General features: G+C 54.7%; 14 protein-coding genes. 12 read left to right on the forward strand and 2 right to left on the reverse strand.

Features of this window, described 5'->3' with window-relative positions:
* Window positions 1-46: 46 nt before the first annotated feature.
* The 10 genes from mraY (at window position 47) to ftsZ (ending at window position 11,600) form a co-directional block, all read left to right on the forward strand.
* Complete coding sequence (gene mraY, locus BLP45_RS04530; protein WP_090370478.1) at window positions 47-1,132, forward strand: phospho-N-acetylmuramoyl-pentapeptide-transferase; 1,086 nt, start codon at window positions 47-49, stop codon at window positions 1,130-1,132.
* 18 nt (window positions 1,133-1,150) lie between these two features.
* On the forward strand, window positions 1,151-2,584 hold the full coding sequence (gene murD, locus BLP45_RS04535; protein WP_090370241.1) for a UDP-N-acetylmuramoyl-L-alanine--D-glutamate ligase: 1,434 nt from the start codon (window positions 1,151-1,153) through the stop codon (window positions 2,582-2,584).
* Complete coding sequence (ftsW, locus tag BLP45_RS04540; RefSeq protein WP_090370243.1) at window positions 2,584-3,747, forward strand: putative lipid II flippase FtsW; 1,164 nt, start codon at window positions 2,584-2,586, stop codon at window positions 3,745-3,747. Before murD ends, ftsW begins: the two co-directional genes overlap by 1 nt.
* A 70-nt stretch (window positions 3,748-3,817) precedes the next feature.
* Complete coding sequence (gene murG, locus BLP45_RS04545) at window positions 3,818-4,882, forward strand: undecaprenyldiphospho-muramoylpentapeptide beta-N-acetylglucosaminyltransferase (RefSeq protein ID WP_256327693.1); 1,065 nt, start codon at window positions 3,818-3,820, stop codon at window positions 4,880-4,882.
* Between the two features lie 69 nt (window positions 4,883-4,951).
* Window positions 4,952-6,361 (forward strand): UDP-N-acetylmuramate--L-alanine ligase, encoded by a 1,410-nt coding sequence (gene murC / locus BLP45_RS04550; protein WP_090370246.1) that lies wholly within the window; start codon window positions 4,952-4,954, stop codon window positions 6,359-6,361.
* A 48-nt stretch (window positions 6,362-6,409) separates the two neighbouring features.
* A complete protein-coding gene (murB, locus tag BLP45_RS04555; protein ID WP_090370249.1) occupies window positions 6,410-7,390 on the forward strand; it encodes a UDP-N-acetylmuramate dehydrogenase in 981 nt (326 codons plus the stop codon).
* A gap of 55 nt (window positions 7,391-7,445) precedes the next feature.
* A complete protein-coding gene (locus BLP45_RS04560; protein ID WP_090370480.1) occupies window positions 7,446-8,363 on the forward strand; it encodes a D-alanine--D-alanine ligase in 918 nt (305 codons plus the stop codon).
* Complete coding sequence (locus BLP45_RS04565) at window positions 8,353-9,087, forward strand: cell division protein FtsQ/DivIB (RefSeq protein WP_090370250.1); 735 nt, start codon at window positions 8,353-8,355, stop codon at window positions 9,085-9,087. Before BLP45_RS04560 ends, BLP45_RS04565 begins: the two co-directional genes overlap by 11 nt.
* A gap of 41 nt (window positions 9,088-9,128) precedes the next feature.
* Complete coding sequence (gene ftsA / locus BLP45_RS04570) at window positions 9,129-10,367, forward strand: cell division protein FtsA (RefSeq protein WP_090370252.1); 1,239 nt, start codon at window positions 9,129-9,131, stop codon at window positions 10,365-10,367.
* 66 nt (window positions 10,368-10,433) lie between these two features.
* Window positions 10,434-11,600: a cell division protein FtsZ gene (gene ftsZ, locus BLP45_RS04575; protein WP_090370254.1), complete on the forward strand. Its 1,167-nt coding sequence runs from the start codon at window positions 10,434-10,436 to the stop codon at window positions 11,598-11,600.
* A 286-nt stretch (window positions 11,601-11,886) separates the two neighbouring features.
* On the opposite strand, the gene BLP45_RS04580 is transcribed toward ftsZ, so the two are convergent.
* Window positions 11,887-12,348, reverse strand: a complete 462-nt coding sequence (locus tag BLP45_RS04580) for a DciA family protein (RefSeq protein WP_090370256.1) — start codon at window positions 12,346-12,348, stop codon at window positions 11,887-11,889.
* A 32-nt stretch (window positions 12,349-12,380) separates the two neighbouring features.
* Between BLP45_RS04580 and BLP45_RS04585 the strand changes: the two genes are divergently transcribed.
* Entirely contained in the window at window positions 12,381-13,298 is a 918-nt protein-coding gene (locus tag BLP45_RS04585) for a M23 family metallopeptidase (protein WP_090370257.1), read from the forward strand.
* 86 nt (window positions 13,299-13,384) lie between these two features.
* Window positions 13,385-16,129: a preprotein translocase subunit SecA gene (gene secA, locus BLP45_RS04590; RefSeq protein WP_090370259.1), complete on the forward strand. Its 2,745-nt coding sequence runs from the start codon at window positions 13,385-13,387 to the stop codon at window positions 16,127-16,129.
* Between the two features lie 126 nt (window positions 16,130-16,255).
* On the opposite strand, the gene BLP45_RS04595 is transcribed toward secA, so the two are convergent.
* On the reverse strand, window positions 16,256-16,828 hold the full coding sequence (locus tag BLP45_RS04595) for a cytochrome P460 family protein (RefSeq protein ID WP_090370260.1): 573 nt from the start codon (window positions 16,826-16,828) through the stop codon (window positions 16,256-16,258).
* Window positions 16,829-17,039: the final 211 nt, after the last annotated feature.

Consider the following 17,039-nt stretch of genomic DNA (forward strand, 5'->3'; position numbering starts at 1 on the left):
TTTCGTTGTGGGCTCCGGAAAATAAAGCCTCATGCTGGCGGCATCCATGCTGCTAGAACTCGCCCAATGGCTGGCGAAGGATATCCGCGCATTTAACGTCTTCAATTACATTACCTTGCGTACGGTACTGGCGGCACTTACCTCGCTGGCCATTTCATTCATTGTCGGTCCAGCCATGATACGCAAGCTTACCGCCTATAAAATAGGACAATCGGTACGTGTCGATGGACCGCAAACTCACCTTATCAAGGCCGGTACGCCTACGATGGGAGGCGCGCTGATACTGGTATCCATCGCCATCACGACGCTGCTATGGGCGGATTTGAGCAATCGCTACGTATGGGTGGTGCTCGTGACCACGCTGGGTTTCGGCGTAATAGGCTGGGTGGATGATTACCGCAAGGTAGTGTATCGCAACCCAAAGGGACTCTCCGCCCGATCCAAACTCTTCTGGCAATCGGCGATCGCCATCTCGGTGGCGTTATACCTCGCTTTAACGGCCGAGTCAGCGGCGCAGACCACGATGATCGTACCGTTTTTCAAGCAAGTGGCGATACCGCTTGGCGTGGTGGGGTTTGTGGCGCTCGCCTATTTTGTGATAGTGGGCACCAGCAACGCGGTGAATCTGACTGACGGTCTTGATGGTCTCGCCATTATGCCGACAGTAATGATCAGCAGCGCTCTCGCAATCTTCGCCTACGTCGCGGGTCACGCGGTGTTCTCAAAGTATCTTGGCATTCCTTATATTCCGCACGCAGGTGAGTTGGCCGTCTTCTGTGGCGCGCTGGCAGGCGCCGGGCTTGCTTTTCTATGGTTCAACGCCTATCCCGCGGAAGTGTTCATGGGCGACGTCGGTGCGCTTGCCTTGGGCGCGGCGCTAGGGATCGTGACGGTGATAGTGCGCCAGGAAATCGTGCTGGTCATTATGGGCGGAGTGTTCGTGGTGGAAACCTTATCCGTCATGTTACAGGTGGCTTCGTTCAAGCTGGTCGGTAAGCGCATTTTTCGCATGGCGCCACTGCATCATCACTATGAATTGAAGGGATGGAAGGAAAACCAGGTGGTGGTGCGATTCTGGATTATCACCATGATGCTGGTGCTGTTTGGATTATCCACTTTGAAGTTGAGATGAGAAAATCAGCTTTTTCGTATGAACTTGCGAGGTAAAACCGTGCTGGTGCTCGGAATGGGTGAAACCGGATTCTCCATGGCAAGGTGGCTATCGCGCATAGGGGCGAATGTACGCGCCGCCGACAGCCGGGCGGCGCCACCCTATCTGGCGGCATTGAAGCAGGCCCTGCCTGCCTGCGGGATATTCACCGGTGCATTTACAGCCGAGATTTTCACCGGCATAGATGCTATCGCTATCAGTCCCGGGGTGCCTCTGGCGGAGCGGCTGGTACAGCGAGCAGTGAAGGATGGGGTGCCTGTAGTGGGCGACATGGAGCTTTTTGCCCTGGCCATTAAACCCATTAAACAACGCAATGTGTCGAAACCAAAAATCCTTGCGGTTACTGGTTCCAACGGCAAGACGACGGTAACCGCCATGGTAGGCGCAATGGTAGAGAAAGCGGGATGGGATGTCGAAGTGGCCGGAAATATCGGCCCGGCCGTGCTGGACGCACTAATGCAGCGGGAAGGCTCGGGAAAATTTCCGCGGGCATGGGTATTGGAGCTTTCCAGTTTCCAGTTGGAAACTACCTGGAATCTTGATCCTGATGCCGCCGTTGTATTGAATTTAAGCGAAGACCATTTCGACCGCTACGCAGGAATGGAGGATTATGCTGCTGCCAAGGCAAAGATATTTGTGGGTGGCGACGGTGGCAGTGGCGATGGTATCCAGGTTCTGAACCGTGATGACCCCATCGTTCGTGCGATGGCATTGACGGGAAGAAAGCAGATGACTTTTGGTCTGGGTACGCCTATTGCCGACAGCGATTTCGGCCTGCTGCGCGGCGGCACGGATATCTGGCTGGCGCAGGGGAAAACGCGTTTGATGAAAACCGGCGAGCTCGGTGTAACCGGACTGCACAATGCAGCCAACGCCCTGTCCGCGTTAGCGCTATGCCGCGCGGTCGACCTGCCATTTGAACCATTGCTGCAAGCGCTACGTGAATTCAGGGGGCTGCCGCATCGCATGGAGAAGGTCGCGGCATTCAATGGGGTTACATTCTACGACGACTCGAAAGGTACCAACGTGGGTGCGACGGTCGCGGCTCTGAATGGCATGGCGCAAAGTGTGGTACTGATCGCAGGCGGCGATGGAAAAGGACAGAATTTCTCGCCATTGGCGGAGCCGGTCGCGGAGCATGCCCGAGCAGTGGTATTGATCGGGCGTGACGCAGAAAAGATTGCCGCTGCAATAGATGATTCCGGAGTGCCGCTGCATCATGCGGCGACGATGGAAGAGGCGGTCCGGAAAAGTTTTCTGCTGGCACAGAAAGGTGACGCGGTATTGATGTCGCCGGCATGCGCCAGCCTGGATATGTTCAAAAATTACGCGCACCGTGCCGAGGCATTCGTTGCGGCGGTAAGGGACGTACAGGCGGGAATTTCAGCGAAGGTTCATAAAGCATCGAACTGATGATCTACCAGAGCCATATCAGTAGCCAGAGAGCTTTGCCCAATTTTGATCAATCCTTGATCTGGTCGGCGATGTTGCTGCTGAGTCTGGGGCTGGTGATGGTTTATTCCGCTTCCATCTCCATTGCCGAGGGGGGAAGGAATACCAATGGCTATCCGGCCTATTTTCTGGTTCGGCACGGCGCCTATCTGGGGGCGGGTCTGCTGGCAGGTTTGATCGCATTCCAGATACCGGTGCGGCTGTGGCAGAAATATTCGCTCCACTTGTTTTTACTGGGAGTGGTGCTGCTGGTGCTGGTACTGGTTCCCGGCATAGGCCGCGAAGTCAACGGTAGCAGGCGCTGGATATCGCTGCTGATAGTGAATTTTCAGCCATCGGAATTCATGAAATTACTCATGGTGATTTACGCCGCCAACTACACCGTCCGTAAGGCGGCTTACCTTGGAAGCTTTCGCAAAGGCTTCTTTCCAATGCTGATCGTCATGCTAATGGTGGGTCCGCTGCTGCTGCTTGAACCGGACCTGGGCGCCTTCGTTGTTATTACCGCAATCATGATGGCGATACTTTTTTTGGGAGGGATGGACCTGAAGCTGTTCGCCGGACTAACCGGCTTCCTGATTATCTGTCTGTTGCTGTTGATTTGGATAGAGCCTTATCGCATGCAGCGTTTCTTTGGCTTCATGGATCCGTGGGACGATCCCTACGGAAAAGGATACCAGTTAAGCCATGCACTGATTGCATTCGGACGAGGCGAATGGTTGGGTGTCGGGCTGGGGGGGAGCGTAGAAAAACTTTTCTACCTGCCCGAAGCGCACACTGATTTTCTGCTTGCGGTAATTGCGGAGGAACTTGGGTTCATCGGGGTGATGACGGTAGCGGCGCTGTTTGGATGGCTGGTCATACGTGCCTTCGTAATTGGCCGCCAGGCAGCGATGCGGGAACGTCACTTTTCCGCGCTGGTGGCACAAGGCATCGGTGTGTGGCTGGGAGTGCAAGCCTTCATCAACATGGGCGTGAACATGGGCGTATTGCCGACGAAGGGACTGACTTTGCCGTTGATGAGTTTCGGTGGCAGCAGCATCGTCGCCAGTTGTATCGCGCTGGCAATATTGCTGCGGGTGGATTGGGAGAACCGGCAACTAATGAAAGGCTATGCGGCATGAAAAGCATGAAAATCATCCTGAACCGCAGGGCAACGCCAGGAGCGTTAACGTGATTCCCACCATTCTCATTATGGCGGGAGGAACCGGCGGGCACGTGTTTCCCGGGCTGGCGGTAGCGGATTATATGAAGACGGCGGGTTGGCACGTGGTGTGGCTGGGAACAGAAAGAGGAATGGAAACAATGCTGGCGCCACAGCGAGGTTATGACATGGAAGTTATCCGCTTTTCCGGGTTGCGTGGGAAGAACGTCGCAACCTGGTTTACCCTGCCGCTGCGACTATTACTTGCGCTATGGCAAAGCGTCGGAGTGATGCTCCGCGTGCGTCCTGACGTGGTGTTGGGCATGGGCGGCTACCCCGCGTTTCCGGGCGGATTGATGGCTTCACTGCTGAACAAGCCGCTACTGATACACGAACAGAACTCAATTCCAGGGCTCGCCAACAGGATATTGGCAAGACTCGCCGACAAAGTCTTGCTGGGTTTCCCCGATGCAATCAGGAACGGCACAAAGGTCGTTTTTTCCGGTAATCCCGTGCGTAGCGAAATCAGCCAAGTGGAACCGCCGGAAAAAAGGTATGCAGCGCGCCGGGGCGCCGGGAATGGAAAATTGAGATTGCTCGTCATCGGCGGTAGCCTGGGCGCGCAAGCGTTGAATACTATCGTGCCGCAGGCACTGAAACTGATTCCTGAAAAGATACGCCCGCTGGTGACCCACCAGGCGGGAGCAAAGCATCTGGAGTCGCTGAGACGGAATTATGCCGAAGCGGAAGTGGAAGGCGAACTGGTCACGTTTATTGAGAACATGGCGGTCCGCTATGCCGATTGCGACTTGGTGGTTTGCCGCGCCGGTGCGCTTACCATTGCTGAGCTGACAGCAGTCGGTGCCGCAAGCGTTCTGGTGCCTTTCCCCTATGCCGTGGACGATCACCAGACTAGTAATGCAAAATTTCTCAGCGACAGGAACGCGGCGGTGCTGCTGCCGCAAGATGAACTGAACCCGCAAAGCCTCGCGCAATTATTGATGGGATTTACCCGCGAAAGCCTCTTGGAGATGGCCATGAAGGCCCGCGACTTGGCGAAACCGGACGCGACCAGACTGGTGGCGGAAGCGTGCATGGAGATGATAAAGGCGTAAAAATCGAAACGTAAGTGAATGAAGCGCTGTTCTCGTTCTTCTTCATTTCATTTCGCCACATACTTAACTATGAAACATAAAGTCAAACACGTTCATTTTGTCGGCATTGGTGGCTCGGGTATGAGCGGAATCGCCGAAGTGCTGCTTAATCTGGGATACCAGGTGAGCGGCTCTGATTTATCTGTCACCGCCACTACCCGTCGCCTGAAAAAACTGGGTGCGACCATTCATGCTAGTCATGCGAGTGGTCATGTGGCCCTGGCCGACGCGGTAGTGACGTCTGCCGCCATTGGGTCGGAAAACCCTGAAGTGATGGCCGCACGTGAGCGTAACGTGCCGGTGGTGCCACGCGCCATTATGCTGGCGGAATTACTGAGATTGCGTCAGGGAATCGCTATCGCGGGCACGCATGGCAAGACCACTACCACAAGCCTGGTCGCCAGCATCCTTGCGGAAGCAGAAATGGATCCGACGTTTGTGATCGGGGGCAGGCTCGAAGCGGCGGGTTCTCATGCCAAGCTGGGCCGGGGCGAGTTTATCGTGGTGGAGGCCGACGAATCCGACGCCTCGTTCCTCTATTTGCAGCCGGTGCTCGCGGTCGTGACCAATATCGATGCCGACCACATGGAAACCTACGGTCACGACGTCAACAGACTCAAGCAGGCATTTATCGATTTTTTGCGGCACCTGCCTTTTTACGGCATGGCGGTGTTGTGCGTGGATGACGCCAACGTACGCGAAATCCTGCCCGATGTTACCAAACCTATCACGACTTACGGCTTATCGGACACCGCCCAAGTCCGGGCCGCCGATATCCGCCATTGTGAGGGGCAGATGCATTTCACCGCACTGGTGGGCGTGAATGGCAAAACTCGCAAGCTCAAAATCATGCTCAATCTGCCGGGATTGCATAACGTGCAAAACGCACTTGCGGCAATTGCGGTATGCAACGAGATAGGCATCCCGGATGCCGCCATCATCAAGGCATTGTCCGGTTTCAGAGGAGTGGACCGGCGTTTTCAGCGCCATGGTGAAATCCAGCGGATCAGTGATGGCGACGGCAAAGCCGGAAGTTTTACCCTGGTCGATGATTACGGCCATCATCCGGTAGAAATGGCGGCAACCATTGCGGCCGCCCGCGGTGCTTTTCCCGGCCGCCGCCTGGTTTTGGCGTTCCAGCCACACCGTTACACCCGTACCCGCGATTTGTTCGAGGATTTCGTGAAGGTGCTATCCACTACCGATGCGCTGCTATTGACAGAGGTTTATCCGGCAGGGGAAGCACCCATTGTGGCCGCAGACAGCAAGTCGCTTGCGCGCGCACTGAGAGTGCTGGGCAAGGTTGAACCGATCTTTGTCGAGACGGTGGATGAGTTACCCGCAGCCATACATAACGCCACGCAGGACAATGACGTTGTACTGGTGATGGGAGCGGGGTCGGTGGGAAATGTGGCGTCCGAGCTTGTAAAGGGAACGTAGATCCGGGCATACCCCGTGTTGCAGGGAAATTTGTTACTGGATTCATGAATGGATATGTCGGAAATTGAATTAACTCGTGAGTCGGGGTCGGGGTTGCCGGTTCTTCGCGGCGAAATGCGCATGAACGAGCCGATGAAAAAATATACTTCCTGGCGTGCAGGCGGGAGGGCGGAGCGTATGTATATGCCCGCCGACCTGGCTGACCTTGCTCAATTCCTGCAGTGGCTGCCGCCGGATGAGCCGGTGCATATAGTGGGATTGGGCAGCAACCTGCTGGTGCGCGACGGCGGAGTGCAAGGCGCGATAGTGGTATTGCATGCGCGGCTTAATGATCTGCGGCTGGAGCAACGGAATAAGGATGATGGATTGATTTACGCCGAGGCGGGAGTTGCTTGCGCAAAGGTGGCGCGATTCGCGGCTTTGCATAATCTGGCCGGTGCCGAATTTTTGGCGGGAATTCCCGGTACGGTGGGCGGAGCATTGGCGATGAACGCAGGTTGCTACGATGCCGAAACCTGGGAAATCACGGAGCAGGTGCGAACACTAAGCCGCGCGGGTCAACTGCACAAACGCGTGCCCGGAGATTATCAAATTGGCTATCGGTACGTCGCATTGAAGCCGCAGACGAGCGTCAAGGACCAGAAAGTGGAGAATTCTTTGGGTGAGGAGTGGTTTGTCGGGGGATGGTTCAGATTGGTGAACGGCAAAGATGCGGTATCGCGCAAAAAGATCAAGGAATTGCTGACCAGACGTATCGGCAGCCAGCCATTGAATCTTCCCAATGCCGGTTCGGTGTTTCGCAATCCGCCGGGAGATCGGGCAGCGCGATTGATCGAGTCGTGTGGACTGAAGGGTTTTCTTATTGGCGGCGCGATGATATCGCCCAAGCATGCAAACTTTATCGTGAACACCGGCGAGGCAACGGCGGCAGATATCGAAGCGGTGATCGAAGCGGTACGTAAAACCGTGAAAAAGCAGACTGGAATTGAACTGGAGCAGGAAGTGCGAATTATTGGAGCCACTGCGTGAATTTTGCTGGATCGCAAGGTGTGCCTTGGACATATCTTTCGGGGGAAAATCAATCGTGAGTCGCTACGATTTTGGAAAAGTCGCGGTTCTCCTGGGTGGCCGTTCCGCTGAACGGGAGATTTCACTCAGAAGCGGTAGGGCCGTGCTTGATGCGCTGTGCCGCCAAGGTGTGAAGGCACATCCGTTCGATCCATCTGAACAACCCATGGAGGCGCTCCTGCAGCAGGGATTCGATCGTGTGCATATCGCGCTGCATGGCCGTTATGGCGAAGACGGAACGGTGCAAGGCGCACTTGAAATCATGGGGCTGCCCTATACCGGCAGCGGGGTCATGGCGAGTGCGTTGGCGATGGATAAATGGCGTACCAAGTTGCTATGGCAGGCGGTGGGAATCAGTACACCCCGCCATGCCTTGCTGGATGCCCAGAGTGACCTGGACGCTGTGGTAAAAGAGCTTGGTCTGCCGCTGATTATCAAACCATCGAGAGAAGGATCAACCATCGGCTTGACGAAGGTGACGGCCGCAAGGGACCTGCCGGCCGCATGCGCGTTGGCGGCGAAACATGACAGGATGGTGCTGGCGGAGCAATTTATTGAAGGAATGGAGCTGACCGTTGGCATTCTCGGCGAGATCGCGCTTCCGGTGGTGAGAATCGAGACCGCGAGCGGCCTATACGATTATCAGGCCAAGTATATTTCTGAGGATACGCAGTACTTTTGCCCGAGTGGATTATCCGCGGCACAGGAGCAGGTGATCCAGGAACAGGCGCTGCAAGCGCACCGGGTCTTAGGGTGTGAGGGATGGGGAAGAGTGGATGTGATGCTCGATAAATCGGGACAGCCCTATTTTCTTGAAACCAACACCTCGCCTGGCATGACTGACCATAGCCTTGTACCGATGGCGGCAAAAGCAGCGGGTATATCGTTCGAGAACCTGGTGCTGCGAATACTGGAGTTGGCCCATGTGGGATAACCACCAGGCACTGGATCTGCTGGCCAGTTCACTGTTTGCGCTGGTTGTATTGACGACGGTCTATGCCGCGAGCTACTGGGCGCTGAATTTACCTGTGCTTCCGGTGAAGGAGGTGAGTGTTAGCGGCGTCAACAGCAGCGGCGGCAGGCTGAAGCATGTGACACGGGAACAGATCAATGGCGCGGTTCGCAGTGAGTTCATAGGAAGTTTTTTAACAGTCGACCTGAATGCGATGTGTGACGTCTTCACGAAGTTGCCATGGGTGCGCGTCGCAAGCGCGCGGCGGCAGTGGCCACAGAGGGTGGAAGTGACGCTTGAGGAACATGTGGCGCTGGCACGCTGGGGCGAGGCCGCGTTGGTGAATACGCATGGCGAAATATTCAACGGTGCTTCCGACGAGAAATTGCCGGTGTTCGCCGGGCCGGAGGAAAGCGCGCGCGATATGGTACGGCAGTACGCGGTTTTCAGTAAATTGTTGCAGCCATTGCAGCAGAACATCGAGCAGATCAATCTTTCCCCCCGCCGCGCCTGGCAGGTTCACCTTGAAAACGGAACCACACTGGAGCTCGGGCGTGAACAGGTGGAAGCGCGACTGGAGCGTTACGTCCAGGTGCATGACAAAAGCATTGCGCAGTTCGATCAGCAATTGCGTTACGTGGACTTGCGTTATCCCAATGGATTTGCTGTGCGAAACGACACGGCAATGGGCAAGAAAGGGATTTAGGTTGAAAGAAAGCGGCGTGAAATTAAGGATTCGTAAAGTCGATGAATAGAGTCAATGAAAATAAGAACCTGATTGTCGGCCTTGATATCGGCACATCGAAAATTGTCGCCATTGTCGCAGAGGTGAAGCCTGAAGGCGGATTCGAGGTTATCGGCATGGGTACCCATCCGTCACGCGGTCTGAAGAAAGGCGTGGTAGTCAACATCGAGACCACGGTGAATGCAATCCAGCGCGCGCTGGAAGAAGCGGAGCTAATGGCGGATTGCAAAATACGGGAGGTTTATACCGGAATTGCGGGTAGTCATATCAAAAGTTTTAATTCTCATGGCATGGTGGCGATCAAGGACAAGGAAGTGTCGCGGCTGGATGTGGAGCGCGTGATGGAAACCGCCAAAGCAGTGAATATTCTTAACGATCAGCAGGTCCTCCATGTCCTCAATCAGGAATTTATCATCGATGGGCAGGAAGACGTGCGCGAGCCTGTCGGTATGAGCGGAGTACGGCTTGAAGTGAAAGTGCATATCGTGACCGGAGCGGTATCGGCGGCGCAGAACATCATGAAGTGTGTTCGCCGTTGCGGGTTGGAAGTTCGCGATCTGGTGCTGCAACCGCTGGCCTCGGCGATGGCCGTGCTATCGGAGGATGAAAAAGATCTCGGCGTATGTCTGGTAGATATCGGCGGCGGCACGACTGACATCGCGGTGTTCACTCACGGCGCCATTCGCCATACCGCTGTGATCCCGATTGCGGGCGATCAGATCACCAATGACATTGCAATGGCGCTGCGTACGCCTACCAAGGATGCCGAAGACATCAAATGTCGCTACGGTTGTGCGCTGCGCGGCATGGCCGATCCCCGAGGCATGGTGGAAGTGGCAGGTGTCGGAGATCGTGGCACACGCCAGCTTTCCAGGCAGACCCTCGCGGAAGTCATCGAGCCGCGTGTGGAGGAACTCTACTCGCTGGTTCAGGCTGAACTGCGCCGCAGCGGATTCGAGGAATTGCTTTCATCCGGGGTCGTCATCACGGGCGGCAGCAGTTCTCTGCAAGGCATGGTGGAACTCGGCGAGGAGATATTTCACATGCCTGTGCGGCTGGGCTTGCCGCACTATCGCGGCGGCCTGGCGGAAGTGGTGCTTACGCCGCGATGCTCTACCGGTATCGGTTTGATTATTTCCGGCATGGAGCAGTTTCAACGCCATCAGCATACAAGGCTGCAAGGCAATTCATTCAAGCGGATTCTGGAAAGGATGCGAAGTTGGTTTCAAGGTAATTTTTGAAGTTTCCGGAAGGACGGCGGGGTAAAGCGTAATTTGTCAGTTTCATTTTCATAAAGGAGAAGCATTATGTTCGAAATCATGGATACACAAACACAGGAAGCCGTCATCAAGGTCATTGGCATCGGCGGTTGCGGGGGAAACGCTGTAGATCACATGATCCAGAACGGCGTTCAGGGTGTCGAGTTCATCTGTGCCAATACCGACGCCCAGGCGTTGAAGCGTAATCAGGCCCGCACGCTGCTGCAACTGGGATCCGCCATCACCAAGGGATTAGGTGCGGGAGCGAATCCTGAAATCGGGCGCGATGCAGCGATGGAAGATCGTGACCGTATCGCCGAATTGATTGAAGGCGCAGACATGCTGTTTGTTACCGCCGGCATGGGTGGCGGCACCGGTACCGGTGCCGCGCCGGTGGTGGCGCAGGTAGCGAAGGAAATGGATATTCTCACCGTGGCGGTGGTGACCAAACCTTTTTCCTTCGAAGGAAGGCGTCTTAAAGCGGCACAAGCCGGAATGGAAGCGCTGTCACAGCATGTCGATTCATTGATCGTGATCCCCAATGATAAGCTGATGATCGTGCTGGGCGAAGATATCAGCATGCTGGACGCGTTCAAAGCCGCCAATAACGTGTTATACGGCGCGGTAGCGGGAATCGCGGAAGTTATCAATTGCCCCGGCCTCGTCAATGTTGATTTTGCCGATGTGAAAACCGTCATGTCGGAAATGGGAATGGCAATGATGGGTTCGGCATTTGCGTCGGGTAAGGATCGTGCACGCGCGGCGGCGAAACAGGCGGTGGCAAGCCCTCTGCTGGAGGACGTGAATCTTTCGGGTGCCCGCGGAATATTGGTAAATATTACCGCCAGTTCGGGCATGAAGATGCGGGAGGTCCACGAGGTGATGAGCACTATCAAGGACTTTACGGCTGAGGATGCCACAGTGATAGTCGGCACCGTGATCGATGAGGACATGCAGGACAATCTGCGGGTGACAATGGTGGCGACAGGGCTCGGCGAGATTGTTAACCGCATGCAGTCCAAGCCGCTCAGTGTCATCCACACACGCACCGGGACGGATAATGCCACATTGACGGATGTGGTGAACTGGAAGGATTTGGACGCTCCCGCCGCGATCCGTACGAACAGGAGGCGCGACGCGGCAGTGGAAGCGATGAAACAGTCGGGGGTGGATATGCTGGATATTCCCGCGTTCCTGAGGAAGCAAGCCGATTGAGTGCTCATCGCTGGCTGTCATCATTTTCAGAAGCGGGAAACTATTCGTGTAATTAGTTGATCCTGCGCACTGCCGCATTCCGATTATCCGCCGGCTAAGTGCGTCCGAATTGTTTTGTCTGTCAAGGAGGGGATGCCGGATCTGCAGGGTGCGCCGGCCGGCGGAAGCAGGCCTGACCAGCGTAGCCAGGCTGCGGGCCAACTTTCGGTCATAAAAACCGCTCGGGTTTTAGAACGTGTTGATCGGCAGAGTACCGCGCTGTTTTCCGGCGTCTGTGGCGGCGTTTTCAGGATTTCTTCTGCTTTTTCAGCAATGATTCGACCGCGGTTTTTAGAGGCGATGGAGGTAATTCCGTCGCCAGGCCGTTCAGGCTTTCCATGCCTGCGGGGCCTATTCTCCGCCGCCTCTCTGGCAAGACGGTTGATGAGGAATTTCCCGTGATTGCAAGGTAATCTGCTTGCACAGCAACCCGAATTGCAGTAACCTCATAACCCTTCGCCTGAAATCTTAATAATAATGACGGCAGGGTTTGCCTAAGTTTTGCTGCGATTGCCCCGTTATGCGTGCATATGGTCAGGTTTCCTTCAGAAAACCCGCCTAAAGTGCAGCATTGAGCGAGTTGAGGCGGGGCGATTTCCATGAACACCCGTTGCATCGCGGTTAACTCATCCATGTGGCCGAATAATCGTTGGTGATGGGGTGTCAATCTAAGAGCGCCGAGGAAAAAATTGATCTTGCGCGTGGTCATGGATCTGGCTCAATAATAAATGAGGGAATAAGATGAATGTTATTCTAATTTCCAATAACCTGGCAAAAGCGAGAACGTTAACCCTAACCAGCGCCCATCTTGTGCTTCTGGCGGGAGGGTTCCTGCTTGCTATCGTGTTATTGGCAATGGGCCTGAACTATCTTTCCCTGCGTTATGCAGACAAGATTGACAGTCCCTCGTTGCGATCCCTGGTGTTAAGCGTACAGCAGGAGGAACATCAGAAAACCCAGTCATATTTGCGCGATAGCCTTAACGCCATGGCCGTTAGAATGGGCCAGATGCAGGCGCAATTGCTGCGGCTCGATTCAGTGGGAGCGCGTCTGGCAGAGCTATCCGGAATCAAACCCCAGGAATTTCTATTCAATCAAAGCCCAGGACAGGGAGGAATCCTCTCCACCTTGCCATCAGAGGACATTTCATTTGTAGAGTTTAACAATAAGATCCAGGAATTGTCGCTCATATTGGATGACCGCGCCGACAAGCTCGGTGCACTGGATTCTGTCCTAATGCAAGACAGGCTCAAGAAAAAGATGCTTCCATCCATTATGCCGGTGAGCACAAAGTGGTACTCTTCCGGCTTCGGCGTGCGCATTGATCCCTTCACAGGAAGGAGCGCTTTCCATGAAGGCGTGGATTTCACGGCTGCAACGGGTACCCCAATTGTGGCTGCGGCGGGGGGCGTAGTCGTGTATTCCGGTTACCATCCCGAATATGGTAATATGATTGATGTTGACCACGGCAATGATCTCGTCAGCCGTTATGCCCATGCTTCGAAGCGCCTGGTCACGCAGGGCCAGGTGGTGGTGCGGGGACAGAAGATTGCGGAAGTGGGTAGCACTGGCCGCTCTACCGGTCCGCATCTGCATTTTGAAGTCAGGCACAGGGGCTTACCACAAAATCCATCGCGGTTCTTGAAGATGCCCGGTTGACCGGACCAATATTCTGCTGCGGGGTGAGGCCAAAAACCTCACCCTTTATTTTTGGACGCCTGTTTAAATAGAATTTCTCGAACTTCATGCTGAACAACCTGCTCAAGAAAGTCTTCGGAAGCCGTAACGACCGTCTCATCAAGCAATATTTCCAGGCCGTGGGGAAGATTAATGCCTTGGAAGCCAGGATTGCAGCGCTTGGCGACGCTGAGTTGCGCGCCAAGACCGAAGAGTTCAAGCAGCGTATCGCCGATGGGGCAACTCTTGATTCGTTGCTGCCGGAAGGGTTTGCGGTGGTGCGTGAAGCCGGTAAACGGACGCTGGGAATGCGTCATTTCGACGTGCAGCTAATCGGCGGTATGGTGCTTCACAGCGGCAGGATCGCAGAGATGCGAACAGGAGAAGGTAAAACGCTAATGGCGACTTTGCCCGCGTATCTCAACGCCTTGGCTGGGAAGGGCGTTCATCTGGTCACGGTGAACGATTATCTGGCTAAACGCGATGCGGAATGGATGGGGCGCATCTACCACTTCCTCGGTATCAGCGTTGGGGTGATCCTTTCACAGATGGATCACGATAATAAACAGGCCGCCTATGCTTCTGATATAACCTACGGTACCAATAACGAATTCGGCTTCGATTATCTGCGCGACAACATGGTGACTCACCCTGCCGAGCGGGTGCAACGTGCGCTCAACTATGCCATCGTTGACGAAGTCGATTCCATTTTGATCGACGAAGCGCGTACTCCATTGATTATATCCGGTCAGGCCGAAGGCAACACCGAAGTATACGTACGCATGAACGCGCTAGTTCCGAAGCTTTCCCGCCAGGAAAAAGAGAACAGCCCGGGTGATTTCAGCGTGGATGAAAAATCCCAGCAGGTGCTTTTAAGCGAGGCAGGTTTTGAAAATGCCGAGAAATTGCTTGTCCAGGCTGAGCTTCTTTCCCCTGGAACCAGTCTTTACGATCCGGCCAACATCAACCTTGTTCATCACCTTTATGCTGCCTTGCGTGCCCATGCCTTATTTCTTCGTGACCAGCATTATGTGGTACAGAATGGCGAAGTGGTCATTGTCGACGAGTTTACCGGCCGGCTCATGTCCGGCAGGCGCTGGTCGGAAGGTCTGCACCAGGCGGTAGAAGCAAAGGAAGGCGTCCCTATCCAGAAGGAAAATCAGACGCTTGCCTCGATCACTTTTCAAAATTATTTCCGCATGTATCACAAGCTGGCCGGCATGACGGGTACCGCGGATACCGAGGCGTACGAGTTTCAGCAAATTTACGGACTGGAGACCGTGATCATTCCCACCCACCGTCCCATGATACGTGACGATCGCATGGATCAGGTATTCCGCACCATGGACGAAAAGAATCGCGCCATCATTGAAGGAATTAAAGACTGCTACCAGAAATCGCAACCTGTTCTGGTCGGAACGACTTCTATTGAGAACAATGAGCTACTGTCGGAATTACTCACGCGTGAGAAATTGCCGCACCAATTGCTAAATGCCAAGCAACATGCAAGCGAGGCGGAGATCGTCGCGCAGGCCGGTCGTCCCAAAATGATCACCATTGCTACCAACATGGCAGGGCGAGGCACCGACATCGTGCTAGGCGGCAACCCGGAGCCGGAAATTGAGCGTATTCGCTCGGACGAGAATGTGAGCGAGCCGGCCAAGCTTGAGCGTATTGCGGAATTGCAAGGGCAGTGGCAGCACCTTCACGATGAGGTGCTGAAGCAAGGAGGGCTGCACATTATCGGTACCGAACGACATGAATCCCGGCGCGTGGATAACCAGTTGCGCGGCCGTTCCGGCCGTCAGGGCGACCCTGGTTCCAGTCGTTTCTATCTTTCACTGGAAGATCCGCTCCTGCGTATATTTGCATCTGATCGCGTTGCAAGCATCATGCAGCGGCTTAACATGCCGGAAGGCGAGGCCATCGAGCATCCGTGGGTGACGCGCGCCATTGAAAATGCGCAGCGCAAAGTGGAAGCCCGTAATTTTGACATGCGTAAACAATTGCTGGAATACGATGATGTTGCCAACGATCAGCGCAAGGTGATTTACCAGCAACGTAACGAGCTTCTTGAATCACAGGATATTTCAGAGACTATCACCGCAATGCGCGAGGACGTGTTCAATAGTCTCGTTGCTCTCCATATTCCGCCGGAGAGTGTCGAGGAGCAATGGGATATACCGGGTCTGGAGAAGGCATTGGCGGCCGAATATCAGTTGCAATTGCCATTGCGGGAGTGGCTGGAGAAAGAGTCCGAGCTGCATGAAGAGAACCTCCGTCAACGCATTGCGGGGGTAGCACATGCGCATTATGCTGGAAAGGTAGAGCAGGTCGGTATCGGGATCATGCATCAGTACGAGCGCGCGGTGATGCTGCAAAGCGTCGATACTCACTGGCGTGAGCATCTGGCGGCATTGGATCATTTACGCCAGGGGATTCATTTGCGCGGGTATGCGCAGAAAAATCCCAAACAGGAATACAAACGCGAAGCCTTTGAGCTATTTACCGCCATGCTTGAGGAGATCAAGACAGAGGTCACCAGAACTCTCATGACTGTTCAGATCAGGAGTGAGCAACAGGTGGAAGCGGTGGCGGAGACGCAGCACGCGCCGGTGAATGTGCAGTATCACCATGCGGCTTATGAGGAGGTACTGGGCGAAGAAGAGGAAGGCCGTGCAGGTCTTGAAGATCAGGGGCGCACTGAGAAGCATCAGCCATTCGTGCGCCAGGGTGAGAAGGTCGGCCGCAACGATCCATGTCCCTGTGGGTCAGGAAAGAAATATAAGCAATGTCACGGCAAGCTCAGTTAATTCCTCAGTTAATTCGCCGGGCATCCATTAAATCAGAGCCGCACAATCCTTAACAACCCCCGAACCGGTCTTGTCAATCCTGAATCCGCTCGTACAAACCCAAGGTCGCCAAGCTGAAGGGAGTGATCAACCGCCGGAGCCAGGATTATCGCTTCGTTTCTGGAAATACTCGTCGTAGCGAAAGATATAATCCTTATCCGCGAGTGGCAAATGGCAGGCGCGGCAGGTTGCGGTATCGTCCGGCGCTTTCGTTTTCGCATCGGCGAGATACATGGCGTATACCCAGTCACCATTCTTGAGTTCCGGAGGCGTAACGGTGTCGCCCCACTCGGCGCCTTTACCCATCACCCCGATCTTTAGCAGCTCGCCCTTGACAAATTTACCATCCGGGCCTTTCAGCGGCGTACCGTCAGCCGCTTCTCGGGCCTTGTATATCTCCATGACGGAAATGGTACCGTTGGGAAAAGCCTCGCCCATTTTTGTGCTATGCCCGATAGGGTTGATGTAGATTTCGCGGACCTGCTTGGTATCAGTGCGCTGGATATCAGACAAGAATTTAGGCCAGCTCTTGTAGTCCGCAGGAACCGGTAACTCGCCGTCCCCGTATTTCTGGACTTGGGGCGTGGGCGGCGTTTGTGCGCACCCAATTAGTACCGTCGCCAATACCGTGGCCGTGACAACCCATTTAGCACATTTCATCTGGTTTTCTCCTTTGTCATCGATACTAGGGGACCTGTGAATAAGTCCTTCGTGGAGCACCCGTTTTGCCGCTCATTTAGACCTGGCCTCGCATGCTATTTTAGCAGCCTGCCTGACTCAAAGGAAATAGGCTGCAAAAAGCGCGTGGTGGACCGTTACATACTTCACTCTTGCGTGCCATAGAGTTCTATAAACAACCATTAACACTTGG

It is taken from the genome of Nitrosospira sp. Nl5 (genome assembly GCF_900102495.1).
Lineage (GTDB): Bacteria > Pseudomonadota > Gammaproteobacteria > Burkholderiales > Nitrosomonadaceae > Nitrosospira.